This window comes from Massilia consociata (assembly GCF_042432755.1).
GTDB classification, from domain to species: Bacteria; Pseudomonadota; Gammaproteobacteria; order Burkholderiales; family Burkholderiaceae_D; genus Telluria; species Telluria consociata.
The window spans coordinates 278,839-293,562 of record NZ_JBHLWP010000011.1; the positions used below are offsets into that span (position 1 = coordinate 278,839).

Consider the following 14,724-nt stretch of genomic DNA (forward strand, 5'->3'; position numbering starts at 1 on the left):
CATGGTCGATGCGCGACGGTTCACCGTGTGCTTGAACGCGCGGCCGGCGAGCCGGCCACCCTACGCCTTCTTGGGCGGCGCCTTGCGACCGAAGTAGTGGTTGTAGGCCATGCGGCGCGGGTTGTTGGTGTCCATGTCCCACTTCACCGCGCGCTCGGCAAAGGCGCGCATCGATGCTTCCACCTTCTTGAACAGCGGGTTGTCGGCGCCCTTCTTCGCGACCACCTCGTCCCACACCGCCAGCTGCGCCTGCAGCAGCGCGTCCGGCGTCTTGTAGAACTTGACGCCGTTCTTGGCCTGCAGGTCGCGGTAGTCCGCCGAGTAGCGGTCGACCGCCTTCCAGGACATGTCGGCGGATGCCGCCTCCACCGCGTTCTCGATGATGGCCTTCATCCTGGCCGGCAGTGCGTTGTACTTGGTCCTGTTGAAGGTGATCTCGAACTGCTCGGAGCTCTGGTGGAAGCTCTGCAGCATGCACACCTTGGACACGTCCGGGAAGCCGAGCACCCGGTCGGAGCTGGCGTTGTTGAATTCCGCGCCGTCCAGCAGGCCGCGGTCCATGGCCGGTACGATCTCGCCGGCCGGCAGCGCATTCACCGCCGCCCCCATGGCCGTGAACATGTCGATCGCCAGCCCGTTGGTACGGAACTTCAGTCCCTTGAGGTCTTCGCGCCTGGTGATGGGCTTCTTGAACCAGCCCAGCGGCTGGGTCGGCATCGGGCCGGTCAGGAAGGACACGACATTGGCCCCGATCCCCTTGTACAGCTCGGCCAGCAACTCCTTGCCGCCGCCGTACTTGTGCCAGGCCAGCACCATGTTGGCGTCCATGCCGAAGGCCGGGCCGGAAGTCCACAGCGCGATGGCGCTCTGCTTGCCGTAGTTATAGCCCATCACCCCGTGGCCGCCGTCGAGGGTGCCCTTGGAGACGGCGTCGAGCAGGCCGAAGGCCGGGACCACGGCGCCGGCGGGCAGCACCTCGATCTTCAGTTCGCCGCCGGTCATGTCGTTGACCTTCCTGGCGAAGTCCAGCGCGTATTCGTGGAAGATGTCCTTGCTCGGCCAGGTGCTCTGGAAGCGCATCTGCTTCGGCGTTTGTGCGCTTGCGATACCGGGAAAGGCGACGGCGCCGGCAGTGCCGGCGGCTGCGGTTCCCAGGAATTTCCTGCGGGTGGAAACGGATTGCTGCGACTCCTTGCCATCCTTTTTCATCGTATGTCTCCTGTCTCTTTTCTGTTTGGACTACATGGACTGAAATACGTGGACTGAAATACGCGGACCGAATGCGAATCGACAAACGCACAAATGGCTAAATAGCTTTGTGAACACCTCCTGGATGAATGATGACCGGCACCGTCTGTACAGGATTCGCTTGTTTCCTTACAGATTGCTTACTTGCGGGCTTCGTAAATACTACCGCGTTGTTGTATTGATGGCCAGTCACCCCGGCGCGCTTTTTCGGATGGCGGCGCCGGGCGCGGAACGAAAAAGAGGACGCCGAAGCGCCCTCTCTCACGAAGCGGCGGCGCTATCAGCGGCCGCAACCCAGCGAGCGGATGCGATCGTGGGCAGCCTTGGCCTGTACCAGGCCAAAGCCGTAACTCGTATCGCGGCCGGCAGCACCCAGGTCCTGGGCGCTGTTATTGAGCGAGGTACGGATCTGCGCACCGGTACAGGTCGGGAAGTAGCTCCACACCAGGGCGGCAACGGCAGCCACGTGCGGGGCCGCCATCGAGGTGCCGCTCTTGTAGCCGTACTTGCCCCGGCTGGTCGGAATGGTCGAGTAAACCGACACGCCCGGCCCGGAAATCTCGACCTGGCTGTTGTACTGCGAGAAGCTTGCCCGCGCCTTGAACTCGTCGACCGCGGCAACCGACATCACGCTGCTGTAGCTGGCCGGATAGGACAGCGAGGAATTGCCGGCATTGCCGGCGGCGGCGATGCTCAGGATGCCGGCGTTGGCCAGCGTCGCAAAGGCATTCGATTCGGTCGTGCTCGAGCCCGCGCCGCCCAGCGACATGTTGATGATGTTGGCACCGGCTGATCGGCACTTGTTGGCGGCGCTGGCCAGGTCCGACGAATAGGCCCAGCCGCTGGCGCCGAACACCTTGATGATGTGCAGCTTCAGGCGGCGATTGGCATTCACGCCGACCACGCCCACGTTGCTGTTGTTGATGGCGGCGATGGTGCCGGCCACGTGGGTGCCGTGGCTGTTCTCGTCGGTGTACCAGTTGCCGGTGCCCGGGTCGTTGGTGCCGGTGACGACATTGCCCGACAGGTCTTCATGGGCGCGGTCATAGCCGGAGTCGATGATGCAGACCATGCGGTTGCCGGTGTTGGCGTCGCTCAGCAGGTCAGCCTGCACCTGCTTGATGCCATAAGGCACAGTCTGGCCCAGTGCGTACGGCGTGCCGGTCGACGGGCTCGTCAGCGCGATCGGGTAGCGTTTCAGGTCTTCCTCGACGTACTCGACGTTCGGATTGTTCTCCAGGCCTTTCAGTGCGGTCATCGGCACTTCCATCGCGACTGCATCCATGCCGAAGATTTCCTTCTGCATCGTTGCGTTGCTGTTGGCAGCGAGCGATTTCATCGCTGCCTTGGCGCCCGGTTTGAATTTCACGATGACACGGGTAGTGTCCGCAGGCGCGGCGCTGGCCGTGCTGCACAGGATGCCGGCAGCTGCGGCGACGACACACATGCTGAACTTCTTTGCAACTTGCTTTGCCATCTGATTCTCCGTAGAAACTTCGTTTATGAAACGCCGCGAACTCTCCGGTCGCGTGCGCGTTTTTGTAAAACGCTTGCTCGCCGCTGTAACGGCTGAGCCAGTGTAAATATGGAAATTGAAAATGGCAAATGGAGTTTCTGATAGGGTGCTTTTGTGATGCAAATGACGCGTTTCATGTTTTTTTACTCATGAAATATCGGTCGATGCATGCTGCATTGACAATGTCAACGGCTTTGCGCAGACGTCGGATATAACGCTCGGCAGGCGTGTCGAACTGGAGAGCGCAGCGAAGCCGGCAATAGGGAGGACAAGCGGCTGCGCTGAGGAGCCGGGATGATCATGGGCCGGCCAGCCGGCTAGCGGGATTAGCTACCGAAGTGGAAGAAGATGCCCACGGCCAGTTCGGCCCACACATACACGAAGGCCAGCGCGATGAGGGCGCATGCCGTCACGCGCGGCCGCGTGCCGCGCACCAGGCGCGATGCAAGGATGAGCGCCATCCCCGTGGCGAACAGCAGCACGCCGGCCACCATGAAATCGAAGCCGTCCCAGTTCACCTCGGCCGTGAACTGCATGGCCAGCAGCGGAATCGTGAGGACGGCCAGCGTCACGGCTGCGGCGAGCAGGATGTTCTTTCCGAGCGGCGGTTTGGGGAAACTGTTGCCGGTCATGTTTTTTATCGCTGCTCTCCAGTAGAAAGGTTCGGAACCCGCGCGTAGTGCGGCGGAAGGAAAATGTAACACGACGACCGTTCTACCCGTGAAGCGCCGGGCCGGCCTTACGCACTCGCAAGCGACGAGTCGTTCGAAGCCGTACGTGCGCCAACACTGCCCGGGGAGCCGGAAGCCGGCCGGTGCGATGCAAGCAATTCCAGCAGCGTGTGGACGCTCACGGGTTTCAACAGGTAGGAATCGAAACCCGCTTGCAGGACCTTCTCCCGGATGCCGGACTCCGAATACCCGGTCAACGCGACCACCAGGCCAGGCGACGACGGCGCTTGCGAGCGCAGGCGCCGGCACAGCTCGAAGCCGTCCATGTCGCTGAAAACGAGTGAGCTGAACACGGCATGCGGCGGACGGAGGGCGGCCTGTTCCAGCGCTTCCTCCCCTCCTCCCGCAGTGCTGACGCTGTAGCCGTGCGTCGTCAGAAGGGTGGAGAACAGGTCACGGATTGAACCATCCTGTTCAACGAGAAGGACATGCGATCGTGCGCCTGCAGTCAAATTCATACCGTGTTGCTGGAGTCGAGTTACTGGAGTAGCCGGATTATACTCATCAGGCTGGTGGCGCACTGTTGGGATGTTGGTATCAGAACACAACACTCGACGACGCAACCCGGATCATCGGTCCCTCACGCGAGTGTAGGCGCCCCCTTCGATGGACGGCAGTCTTTCGGCACATCGATGGCGAACGTGGTGCCGCGCTCGGCAGTACTGTCGAGCGCGATGCTTCCACCGTGGCTCTCGGCCACTGCACGCACGTAGGGAAGACCGATTCCCCATCCTTGCTTGCGCTTGAGCTTGCTTGCTTGCGCGCGGCGGTACATCTCGAAGACGGTTTCCTGCTCTTCGGGCGCAATCGGTTCACCCTCGTTATGGACGGCAAGAAGCAGGCGTTCGCTCACTTCCTTGCTCGAGACGGTGACCGATGTCCCTTCCCTTCCGTACTGGATCGCGTTGCCGACGATGTTCTCCAGCGCCCGCTTCATGGCGTGGCGATCCCACCAGCCGAAGACCGACTGCCCGGCGATGCGTACGCGCGGCCCATGCAGCGCGATCGCATCGCGCCGCACTTCCTGGACGAGCTCAAGGATGTCGAAATGCGACAACTCCAGGCTGAGCTGTTCTCCACTGTGGAAGGCCATCGTCGCCAGCAGCTCGTGGATCATCGCGTTCATCCGATGGACGTTGTCGAGCGCCGTTGCGGCGAAGGCTTTCATCTTTTCGGGGTCATTGCTCATCATGATGAGCTCGAGGGCAGTCGAGGTGGCGCCGAGCGGCCCGCGCAGGTCGTGGGTCAAGGCGGCAGCAAAACGTTCGCGCAGCGCGCCATGCACGAGCACGAAGGCCGCGACCGCTTCCTTGATGCCGGCGTCGATAGACGCGTTGATCGCGAGTATTTCTTGCGCGCAGAGCGCTACGCCTTCACGCTGCAGCACCTCGAAGATCGCCCAGCGGAACACTTGATACTCGCCGATGAGGGCTTCGTGGTCGTAGGCCGTGATGCGGGCACGCTCGCCGCCGTGCTCGGCGGCCAGTGTCGTGCCGTCCACCGCCGAAGCACGCGGGTAGTCGGCAGACAGCGATTGCGCGATGTTGTCGTAGAACGCGGGAAGGGTATCGACCAGAATGGGCCGGGAAAGTGCCTGCGCCGGCTGGAGGGACGCCCGGACGCGGGCTTCCCATTCTTGGAACACGGCCTCCCGAAGCGCGAGCATCCGGCGCGAAGTCGGAGACAGGCCGCTTGTGCTCGACGGTTGATCGCTTGCAAATGTCATGTTTCTCCTGATAAAACCAAGGGAGGACTGATGGTAGCGCATCTGCGGAATACGGTTAAACAGTCGAGTTTGAAAAGCGGCATTTCTTACAGCTGCCGAGTATCCAGGGAAATAGTGGCGAATCAGACCCTTTAACTGAAGAAGTCGCCGAAGCTCGGGAAAGCGCCGAGAAGGCGCTACTCTCTCTGTTGCATTGCAAGTCCATCAGAGGGTAACCGTAAGTGCGCTGGCAAGGTCTACTATGTCATCGTGCTCTCGCTGTCCAAGCCTCGACGGCGCGCAACTGGCCTTGATCTTCCGCCGATAGGCCGTTGACCGCCGCCAACTTGCCGTAAACCCAACTCTGCGACGATGCCTCGACACGACAAGGAGGCATCATGGCAATCGACGTTTACCTGCAGATCGACGGGATCAAGGGCGAATCCCAGGACTCCACCCACCAGGGTTGGATCGAAGTCAGCCAGGCTCAGTGGGGCGTGACGCAGCCGGTCATTTCGACCGGATCGGCCAACGGCGGTCGGACGACCGGCCGCAGCGAATACCGCACGCTGTCGCTGGCCAAGCTCGCTGATCTGGCATCACCAGTGCTGATGCAGCACTGCTCCAACGGAAAGACCATCCCGAAGGCGAAGCTGGAATTCATGCGCGCCGATGGCGACGGCAAGCGCGTGAAGTACTACGAGGTAGAGCTGGAAAACGTGCTGATCTCCAATATGGAGCAGATGGTGGCCGAGGGTTCCATCCTGCGTGACCACATCAACCTCCACTTCACCAAGGTCAAGTGGAAGTACTCGCAGCAGAAGATCGGCGGCGGCACGGGTGGCCAAACCGCCGGGGGCTGGGACCTTGGCTGCAACAAGTCGTGCGCGTAATGGAGGCGGACGATGGCCGCTCAAAGAAACGATCCCCTCCGGCCTACGCAGGATGCACGCGGTTTCTTCATGCTGCCGCAAACGCCGATGGAATCCGGCTATTACACCTACGGCCTGATGGATAACAGGCCGGATAGGGGCGGGTATCAGTACCCGCACCCCGTCATGATGCAGGCGATCCTCCGCGTAGCCATCGAGTGGCAAGCGATCGACCGGCGCCGCATCGGCATCGGCAATATCAGCCGCGCCGACGGGTTCGATGATGAGGATCACAGTTCTCATCTCGACGGGCTCCAGGTGGATGTTCGCCCGATCCGCAAAGACGGACTGGAGGTGCCTGTGACGTGGAAGGATTACCAATACGACAGGGATGCAACGGCTAAGGTGATCGAGTTGTTCCGCACGTTCGCCCCCGTCAAGTTCGTACTTTTCAATGACACCAGTATTCCCTTCGTCAGGATGGCCAAGCGTCACGACGATCACTTCCACGTAGCTCTGATCGGGTAAATATGCGCAAATCGACGTTGTTAGTTCTCGTTGTCTCCTGTCAGCTGGCGATCGCCGGTGAGGGCGACAAGAAGCCGCACGAATTAAATCAATGGAACCCGCTGCAGGCGAATTACAAAATTCATTCGGGGGGCACTGCTTATTCGGAGCCTCCGACGAAGGATGACAGCGCCTTCTCGGTCGCCTTCAGGGACGAGGCGGCGAGACAGGTGTTTGAACAGATCGGCCCGGATGTGACGCCCGCGTGTAGCGATGAAAAGGGTTACCGAGCGCGAGAAAAAAAGGGGGTTTATTGCTCGTACACCCCCCGCTTGGAGAATCCCAAAAACTCGCACTATCGATGCTGGATAGGGATCAATCTACGGACCGGAGAGGGCGACGTGCGAGTGTCGTGTTAGAGCGCATGGCCCCGCTCAGCCGTGCAGATCACGTTGCCGGCACTGCGGCTGGAATGGCGGAGCGGTGGGAGTCCAACAAGCCCGTACAGCCAGCATGGATACTACACTCCCAATACTCGCCCTGGGAAACGTGCCCCAAAACATGCCCCCAAAAAAGCTTTCTTAGCACTTCGTCCTCCGGTCAAATCGTATTGTTGCCGTCCCCAGCTGACAGCCTCCGGCACTTCGCACAAAGATGAGTACGAAGTCATCGAAAAACGGGGCCCCCAGAGCCCCCGCGCTCTGATGGCGACCGTGGGCCTCTCACGCCTGAGCAATACTTTAACACCCACCTTTTTCCTAAGCCTCGGCGGTCGACGCGCGTTAGCCAACCCCACTGGCTGAAGCGACCCGGACAGCCATGGTACCTCTGCGTCCATCAGCCTTTCTGCCCAGAAAATTTCCAGCATTCCTTAGTTGCTGTATGCTATTGCAACACATGCAACTTTGGAGCAACCGTGCCCTTAGATATCAAACCAACGACGGTACCTAACCTCTGCACACTGTCGAGCTGGAGCATCCAAGACCATGACGCATTTATCCATGCTCTTGCATGGATATATTTGCAAAAGCCCCTTCATGCAGCACGAATAGCCGAAGCGCTTCCACTACCAAAAAAGGCTGCATTGCCCGGCAACCCCTTCATTGGTGCAATGTCGAAACTTCAAGTTCGACGTGACGACTTGAAGACCGGGCTCCTAAGCAAGGACCCTAAGGAATTAAAGAAAGCACAAGACCAACTCGACGCAAGAATCTCGCATCGAGATGGCCTTCTTTTCCAGCATATCTCATGGCTCGCCGCTGCCATTCAATACCCAGCCGCTCTTAAAGCCCCTCCGCATTCTCGGGTAGCAGACAAAGGTTTTGACGGAATTATTTTGGACGTCAACGCTATCGCCTTCGAAATTTCAAGATTAATCATGTGTGAGGATAAAGCATCAACAGATCCTCGCCAGCTTGTACGGAGAGACGTGTGGAACGAATTCAAGACGATTCACGCGGGCATACGGGACGATGAAGTTAACTCTTCCGTTACCGCTCTATTATCGACATTGAATGGCATCAGCCCAGACGACCTGGAAGGAATTCTCGACAGCGTTTGCTGGAAAAAAGTCAGACAATTCAGAGTTGCTTTAGCCGTAGGGCCCGATCGAGAAAAGGACGGAGGATATAAGCATCTCTTCCGGGGCTTCGATAAAGCCCATCCGGACGGATGTGAGAAAACACGTTATGCAGAAGTAATGCCAATGAAGGACGTTCGCCTAGTTTTGGATGAGATAGCCATGAAGGTGTACGCAAAGCTTGAGGAAATGAACCCGCATGTTTGATCCTGTTACAGAAGCGATAATTAAAGGTTCCAGGGCACTGACCGGACTTGATCCATCTACCCTCGCGGAAGAACTTACGAATGTTCATATCGAAATTGCGGCTGCTCGACTAGCTTTATCCGCGCCTAATGACGAATCTTCCGGCTATTTAAAGGAGGCGCTTAAGCGTCTTTCTCGTCTAGCAGATGCTTACGAAGCCGAGATTATCCTTGGGCTCAATCCAGGATTCACCAAGTCGATGGCGTTCGTTGCAGCGTCAGCACGTCAAGCAATCGCTCAGGCCACCCGTCCGCTAGGCAACACTCCTATGCGCGCGCCTCTCGATGAGTATTCAGTCGGCCCAGATGTTTCTTCAGCATTACTCTACTTAATTGCCGAGCGTTCTTCCGACGCTTTTGAGGCCGCGCGCTTCATTGAGACTCCAGAATATTCAACAAAATATTCTGATGGAGTTGCGGTGGCTATACGAAATTACGCACAAGGAGATCTAAAACGACTGGTCTCAACCAGCGCTAACGTTTTAGCCCTTGATGTCGAAGATTTCGACCCCGCCGAGATTTTGTTCCGGGAAATTCTGAAAGGATTGGCACTACTGGGCAACATTGGATTGGGCCAGCTTGCCTCCTCGGAAATAGATGCCGCAAAAGATTTTTTCCGTACGGTCCTTAAACTCTCTGTCGAATCAACGCTTCTAGACGAATTTCCTGATTCAAACATCATATTCAATTCCATTTTCAGCGGCCCCCGTCATGTCGCTGCGTTACTTATACGTGTGGCGGACGGTTTAAAGGAAAGCGCCGTGGTTTTTCTCCCGGCTCCGAGCGGTGCGGACTCGAAGGTTTGGGAAAATTGGCTAAAATCAGAAGCCGCAACTTGGCCGTTTTTATGGGAAAGTCACCGGGAGGCGATTTCGTTGGGTTACCTAGATGTAGGCAACTCGCTAGTAATGACAACGCCGACGGGTTCAGGCAAGACCACTTTGTCATCATTAAAGATTGCCGCCACTCTCGCCGCTAAAAAGTGCGTTTTATACCTTGCGCCTACACATGCACTAGTAAGTCAGATTGAACGCGACCTCAATCAACGACTTGGAAACATTGAAAAAGCAACAAGCATAGAAGACATATCGCTTGATGACGATGTGAAAACGCTTCCTGCCATCTCTGTCGTTACCCCAGAGAGGTGTTTCGCACTGCTCACGTTTGCGCCCGAGATTTTCGAGAATGTCGGTTTGTTAGTTTTTGACGAGTGCCATTTACTCGGCGCGGCCAATAAGGGCGCAACTGTTCACAAAGCAGATCGACGTAGCATTGACGCTATGCTGTGTCTTTTAACTTTTGTAAACGTCAACTATCAATCTGATCTTTTGTTGCTTTCTGCAATGATCAACAATGGCCGTGCTGTCGCCGAGTGGCTACAGAATCTACTAGGCCGCCCCGTATTTACTTACGAAAATAAATGGAAACCAACACGACAGCTGCGTAGCTGCGTCGTTTATAGCTATACAGATCTAACCTTACTTGAGCACGGTTTGAGGGGTAAGCCAGTGCGCGGAGCCCCTCCTCCTGCCGCTATTCCTTACGGAATTTTCTCCCTAGTTTCAGGGTGGAATCCGGATGCTACGGATAAGTTGGTCATTAAATCGCTTAGCCCGACGCCTGTTCCACTGGATATTGGTAAGTCAAAATGGGGAACGCGATACTTGACAGCTAATAGGAACGGTGTCGCGGCGGCGATCGCGCTTCGATTGGCATTACAGGGCATGAAGGTAATCGTATTCTGCGGCAGCATAGATAGCTGCTCAAGCATTGCGTCGGAAATTAACGAGTCATTTGCGAAGCTTATTCCGAGTCTGAATCCGGACCAGGCTCGATGGAAGGCTGAGACGCTTACCGAGGTCGGAGGGACAGCTGCAATTTATGATTCCGGAGAACGTTGCGCTGCTGTTCACCATGGTGAACTTTTGCCGGCAGAGAGAAGGTTAGTCGAGTCGCTGTTTAAGGATAAGGCAAGCGGCGTAAACGTCCTTGCCGCCACGTCTACCTTGGCGCAAGGTCTTAATCTACCTTGCGAAGCTGTTGTGATCGCGGGTACTGATCGCTTGGACGACTCTGATCCAGATGAAAAAAAACGCACCCCACTGTTAGCACACGAGATTCTAAATGCGATTGGACGCGCGGGAAGGGCTGGGCAAGCCGCGATCGGCTTATCAATAATCGTTCCGGGAAAACCAACTACATGTGAGCTTGAGTCGAAGATATTTAATGATGAGCGTGATCTAGCCATTACTTTCGCCGCTGGAGATCAGTGCTTGCCCCTAACCGATCCTCTAACAACGTTGTTTGATCAAATCGAAACAGCAGCGGCTTCAGGCCCGGAGGCACAGTACCTTCTGCGTCGGCTGGCAGTCTCGCTTCGAACTGCACACGACGCGGCGGACAGTTTTGAGTCACTCGCTCGTAAGACTTTCGGGTTTTACGAAAAAAATCGATCAAGCAGCACCGCGAGTGAAAAGTGGCTATCCGAAAGGAAGGTCGCGTTGGAAGGAGCTCTAGCATCGGTAGTGAATGTATCAGACGTAGACTGGATCGAAGAGCTCGCCGCAAAAACTGGAATAAGTTCCGGTTTAGTAAGGACTTTAGTAGAGAATTATGATTCTGCCCCAACGATGACCTCAGACGCGGAAGTATGGCTTTCGTGGTTGTTCGATCTACTGAATCACGAAGATGAAAGCTGCGACATTTTCTTGAGGCCAGAAACTATAATCCGAGTTTTTGGACGTGCAATCACCGTCATTCCAGACACACCTACACAGCGTTCTCTGGGCAAAGAATCTGTTCGATTCGTTATGAAACTTTGGTTTTCTGGGAAAACACTTTTGGAAATGGAAAAAGAGATTGCAACCTGGATTGTCACATTCGAAGGAACCGTGAAGCGCTCGACTAAGCCTCATAAAAAGGTTAAGCGCGCACGTCGCTTCGTTTTAAGGATTGTCCCGGATGTTGCGTTTCTTTGTGGAGTTTTGGTACAGGTCGGCCAGAAGATTGCAGAGGCGGATGGAAAAGATTTGCCGCGAATACTTAAATTTCTCCCTCAACTGGTGCGTCACGGTTTTCCGACGCCTTATCACTATGCGTTCAACGCAAAAGCAGAAATCAGCAGCCGGGTTACGTCGACAATAAAATTCGAAAACATACGGAAACATGTCTTGATGAATCCGTTTGACGATTGGTCCACTATTGCACATAAAGTAGACACAGCGATTGCTTTAGCTGCATTCGGTGATCATTCGACTTAAGACCGTTAAAGAAATGTCAGCTGTGCCGTGAAAGGTATTTGCCGACCGCCGAATTTAAATAAATACCGAGGCCCGATTTTTCGTCACCTATTCTGGGTGCGGCCCACACCGGGATGACACCGTAACTAATATGTATCAGAAAATTCAATACGAGAAATTGAACTCAAGACAGCAGGAAAACTATAATTTTCAAAAGGTGGCCGCGCACCTTGCAGATTATGGATTTAATTGCCTGCGCCTTACTGACGATTGGAATGGCGCTGACTTCATTGCATGTCACGTTGACGGGAGTACGTTTCTAAAAGTGCAGCTCAAAGGACGTTTAACCATCAATCAGAAGTATTCTGGCAGGAGCATCTACGTTACCTTCTACGAGAAAGGGACCTGGTATATATATCCCCATGATGAAGTACGCGATGAACTTATCGCGAGCGGCTTTATGGTTGGCTCCGTTTCCTGGGAAAAGAAGGGGGGCTATGGCTGGCCGTACCTGACACCTGCGCTAAAAAGTCTGATGAAGAAGTACGCTATATAGTCAAGGCAACGAGAGCCACCGTTTGTTACTGCGATCTGATTTTCGGTCTGCGTTAAAAAAATAAAAAAACTCCGAGTAATGAGGAATCACCAAATCTCCTCGCCTGCCTTCATGCGAAGATCCGTGTGCGGCGTGGCTGATGGCGTCCAACAGATTGAAAATTGGTCGGAAGAGTTCGAGAATTCTCCAAATTATCAAAGGCGCAGATTTTTCGATGACAAGCTGGCGGTTGTAAACGTCAAACACGGTCATTAATTGGCCGTCGAAGTCCATCTCGCGGGTGAAACTGTTATAGATGCCCCGGTTATCCATCGCATGCAATAGGGCTCTTTGCCGCTTCTCGCGAATGTGATACGGGGTGTACACCTCGTAGACCGAACTTGCGATTTCCCACCATTCTTGCAAGGGGCTCGGGAGGTCAGTGCTCTTCCCCAGTTCGTTGAGGTTGTAGTACCGGGACTTTGCTGCGAACTTGCTTAAGAACTCGATTAGCTTGTAGTCGTCGGACTCCTCGTCAGGGAGTTGCACTTCTCCGTTCGTGTGCTCAGCCGACAATTTAACCATGTGCTGGTACATTGTGTTGATGAAGTGTCCGAAGCTTACTTTCAGGTTCTTGTCTGTTGGCGCGCGGTAGTTGTTCTTCAACATATAGTCGCTTACCACGGCAAGCTTCATCATTCGTTCAAGGCCAATCGTCAGGTTGAAAAAGCCTGAATAGAAATAGCCATCTTTCTCTTGGTAAAAGTTTGCTTTGGAGAGGAAATCAAAGGACGACAAGATAGAGTTTTTGGCAAGGTATGCCTCTTGGGTCAGTAGCGTGAACTCTGTGGGTAAGCCAAGGTGTCGCATAGCGGGCCGCTGGATAAGGTGGACTGACTAGTATAACAACGGCTACTGCCTGGCACGGCCCCCCTAAACTCAGCGTTTGCTTGTCTTACCATTTTTTAACGAAAAAACAGTCGAAACCTACGATCCTACTTGTGAGTACTATGTAGGACCACAATTCTCAAGGCAGGCTGAACTATGGCAAAAGCAGTGGTGAACGAAGATTACATCATGAAGGAGCTGGACACGATCATTGCATGGATGGTGGCGTTGGGGCTTCCTGCCAGGAATTCGCGTTACGCCCGATATCAGGAACACATCAACAAATTCTATCGTAGCGGAGCAGCCCTCTTGTCGGAGGAAGGTAACCAGTCCTTTAAAGAATTAAGCCAAGCCTACCGCGAATGCATCGACATTTACATCGTTTATAAGTGCTTTGAGCACGTCAAGCACCCAAACTTCATTGCCTCCCTGTCGAAGGTGGTCGCAGGTAGAGATGTACCGGACCTTGAGAGTGCAGGGGAATCGCGCAACTTCTTGTTTGAGTTGCTAGTGGCTGCACGTTTCCACTTGGCGGGCTACGCCATTGACTTTGATGAAACGAGCGATGTTGTTGCGAAGCGCGATGGCCTAGTGGTTCGCGCTGAGTGCAAGCGCCTCGTTTCTGAGAAGCAGCTAGAAAAGCGCGTCAATTATGCCGCCAACCAGTTAGCGCTGGCGGCGGAAACGGCTGACGAGGAAGCAATTGGCATCGTCTACATTGATGTTTCGAGCTGTATCTTGTCCGATGTGCGGCAAGTGGTCGGGACAAGGGATGAAGCCGAGCAAGAGATCAACACGGGGATGCGGCGCTTTGTCATCCGCAACGCAAATCTGCTAGAGACTCTGAACCGGAAGCACATCGACGTTTCTTACGCAACTTGCTTGGTGGGGACATTGCCTATCTGGAGCAGAGACTTCGTGTTGCATACGAGCGCTTCGACTGCCGTTCGGGCGGCGGAAACTTTGAACGACGAAAAGTATGGACAACTGAAACAAGTGCTCACAGGCTTCGACGAAACTTTCACGAGGCTCTTCTAATTTCGCCAGACTTTCCTTGAAAAAATGGACATGACGCGGAGCAGCATGCTGCCCAGCCTGCGTTATCGGTATTTCCTCCCTCGCGCGCGCGCAGGCGCACAGGTGTAAGAAAATTCCTCTGAAACGATACTAGCGAAACTTTGGACGTGGTCTAGCCGTCCCTAGCAACATGCGCTCCAAGACTCGCCCGCCGCACTCTCCGGGTCGTCTTGCAGAAGTCAGCAATGCCGCCAACTCAGGGCAAATCCACACGGACAGCCGCTTGAACCCTTCGGCTCGCATTTTTCGCTTATGCGTTTCTAGTCGCTCAGAATTCGTTGAAGCCATAGACCCTCCAATGTTGTTGAATATGCGAGCAAATATACGCGACCAAACGCCACCAAGGAGCCTTAGATTTCCGAAGTGCCTCACGTACTCTTTGGCATTGGAACTCATAGGGAGATTAAAAAAGCGGTGGAACCAGTGGAACGGTGGAACCAGATACTCAACCCGCTGATTTCGCTGGAGTTTTCGGTTCCACCTTGGACGCACTAACCCGTAATGTTTGGTGGAACTCCAACTCCATACTAGCTGTGGTTCCACCGCACCGTGAAATGGTGGGACCAAGGTGGAACCAGATAG

At 55.1% G+C, this 14,724-nt stretch carries 12 protein-coding genes; 6 read left to right on the top strand and 6 right to left on the bottom strand.

Features of this window, described 5'->3' with window-relative positions; genetic code table 11:
- Positions 1 to 60: 60 nt before the first annotated feature.
- From ACFFJK_RS12380 to ACFFJK_RS12400, 5 genes are all read right to left on the bottom strand, one after another.
- The gene (locus ACFFJK_RS12380) at positions 61 to 1,209 is read right to left on the bottom strand and encodes a TRAP transporter substrate-binding protein (RefSeq protein WP_379679478.1); all 1,149 of its coding nucleotides are present in this window, start codon (positions 1,207 to 1,209) and stop codon (positions 61 to 63) included.
- Between the two features lie 319 nt (positions 1,210 to 1,528).
- On the bottom strand, positions 1,529 to 2,725 hold the full coding sequence (locus ACFFJK_RS12385; RefSeq protein ID WP_379679479.1) for a S8 family peptidase: 1,197 nt from the start codon (positions 2,723 to 2,725) through the stop codon (positions 1,529 to 1,531).
- A gap of 365 nt (positions 2,726 to 3,090) precedes the next feature.
- Complete coding sequence (locus ACFFJK_RS12390) at positions 3,091 to 3,396, bottom strand: hypothetical protein (protein ID WP_379679480.1); 306 nt, start codon at positions 3,394 to 3,396, stop codon at positions 3,091 to 3,093.
- Between the two features lie 107 nt (positions 3,397 to 3,503).
- Positions 3,504 to 3,953: a response regulator gene (locus ACFFJK_RS12395; RefSeq protein WP_379679481.1), complete on the bottom strand. Its 450-nt coding sequence runs from the start codon at positions 3,951 to 3,953 to the stop codon at positions 3,504 to 3,506.
- 122 nt (positions 3,954 to 4,075) lie between these two features.
- Positions 4,076 to 5,221 carry a sensor histidine kinase gene (locus ACFFJK_RS12400; protein ID WP_379679482.1) on the bottom strand — a complete coding sequence of 382 codons (1,146 nt, stop codon included), beginning with the start codon at positions 5,219 to 5,221 and terminating at the stop codon, positions 4,076 to 4,078.
- A gap of 377 nt (positions 5,222 to 5,598) precedes the next feature.
- Here ACFFJK_RS12400 and ACFFJK_RS12405 point away from each other — a divergent pair, with 377 nt between their 5' ends.
- The 5 genes from ACFFJK_RS12405 (at position 5,599) to ACFFJK_RS12425 (ending at position 12,198) form a co-directional block, all read left to right on the top strand.
- Positions 5,599 to 6,093 carry an Hcp family type VI secretion system effector gene (locus ACFFJK_RS12405; protein WP_379679483.1) on the top strand — a complete coding sequence of 165 codons (495 nt, stop codon included), beginning with the start codon at positions 5,599 to 5,601 and terminating at the stop codon, positions 6,091 to 6,093.
- A gap of 12 nt (positions 6,094 to 6,105) precedes the next feature.
- Positions 6,106 to 6,600 carry a hypothetical protein gene (locus ACFFJK_RS12410; protein ID WP_379679484.1) on the top strand — a complete coding sequence of 165 codons (495 nt, stop codon included), beginning with the start codon at positions 6,106 to 6,108 and terminating at the stop codon, positions 6,598 to 6,600.
- 895 nt (positions 6,601 to 7,495) lie between these two features.
- Positions 7,496 to 8,365, top strand: a complete 870-nt coding sequence (locus tag ACFFJK_RS12415) for a hypothetical protein (RefSeq protein WP_379679485.1) — start codon at positions 7,496 to 7,498, stop codon at positions 8,363 to 8,365.
- A complete protein-coding gene (locus tag ACFFJK_RS12420; protein WP_379679487.1) occupies positions 8,358 to 11,663 on the top strand; it encodes a DEAD/DEAH box helicase in 3,306 nt (1,101 codons plus the stop codon). Before ACFFJK_RS12415 ends, ACFFJK_RS12420 begins: the two co-directional genes overlap by 8 nt.
- A gap of 130 nt (positions 11,664 to 11,793) precedes the next feature.
- The gene (locus ACFFJK_RS12425) at positions 11,794 to 12,198 is read left to right on the top strand and encodes a hypothetical protein (RefSeq protein WP_379679488.1); all 405 of its coding nucleotides are present in this window, start codon (positions 11,794 to 11,796) and stop codon (positions 12,196 to 12,198) included.
- Here ACFFJK_RS12425 and ACFFJK_RS12430 read toward each other — a convergent pair whose 3' ends face one another.
- Positions 12,199 to 13,047, bottom strand: coding sequence for a hypothetical protein (locus ACFFJK_RS12430; protein ID WP_379679489.1), 849 nt, complete (start codon positions 13,045 to 13,047; stop codon positions 12,199 to 12,201).
- A gap of 174 nt (positions 13,048 to 13,221) precedes the next feature.
- Between ACFFJK_RS12430 and ACFFJK_RS12435 the strand changes: the two genes are divergently transcribed.
- Positions 13,222 to 14,103, top strand: a complete 882-nt coding sequence (locus tag ACFFJK_RS12435) for a hypothetical protein (protein ID WP_379679491.1) — start codon at positions 13,222 to 13,224, stop codon at positions 14,101 to 14,103.
- Positions 14,104 to 14,724: the final 621 nt, after the last annotated feature.

Excerpts from the sequence above, each read along its gene's own strand:
- ACFFJK_RS12380 (WP_379679478.1), bottom strand. The coding sequence starts at position 1,209 with ATGAAAAAGGATGGCAAGGAGTCGCAGCAATCCGTTTCCACCCGCAGG.
- ACFFJK_RS12385 (WP_379679479.1), bottom strand. The coding sequence starts at position 2,725 with ATGGCAAAGCAAGTTGCAAAGAAGTTCAGCATGTGTGTCGTCGCCGCA.
- ACFFJK_RS12390 (WP_379679480.1), bottom strand. The coding sequence starts at position 3,396 with ATGACCGGCAACAGTTTCCCCAAACCGCCGCTCGGAAAGAACATCCTG.
- ACFFJK_RS12395 (WP_379679481.1), bottom strand. The coding sequence starts at position 3,953 with ATGAATTTGACTGCAGGCGCACGATCGCATGTCCTTCTCGTTGAACAG.
- ACFFJK_RS12400 (WP_379679482.1), bottom strand. The coding sequence starts at position 5,221 with ATGACATTTGCAAGCGATCAACCGTCGAGCACAAGCGGCCTGTCTCCG.
- ACFFJK_RS12405 (WP_379679483.1), top strand. The coding sequence starts at position 5,599 with ATGGCAATCGACGTTTACCTGCAGATCGACGGGATCAAGGGCGAATCC.
- ACFFJK_RS12410 (WP_379679484.1), top strand. The coding sequence starts at position 6,106 with ATGGCCGCTCAAAGAAACGATCCCCTCCGGCCTACGCAGGATGCACGC.
- ACFFJK_RS12420 (WP_379679487.1), top strand. The coding sequence starts at position 8,358 with ATGTTTGATCCTGTTACAGAAGCGATAATTAAAGGTTCCAGGGCACTG.
- ACFFJK_RS12425 (WP_379679488.1), top strand. The coding sequence starts at position 11,794 with ATGTATCAGAAAATTCAATACGAGAAATTGAACTCAAGACAGCAGGAA.
- ACFFJK_RS12430 (WP_379679489.1), bottom strand. The coding sequence starts at position 13,047 with ATGCGACACCTTGGCTTACCCACAGAGTTCACGCTACTGACCCAAGAG.
- ACFFJK_RS12435 (WP_379679491.1), top strand. The coding sequence starts at position 13,222 with ATGGCAAAAGCAGTGGTGAACGAAGATTACATCATGAAGGAGCTGGAC.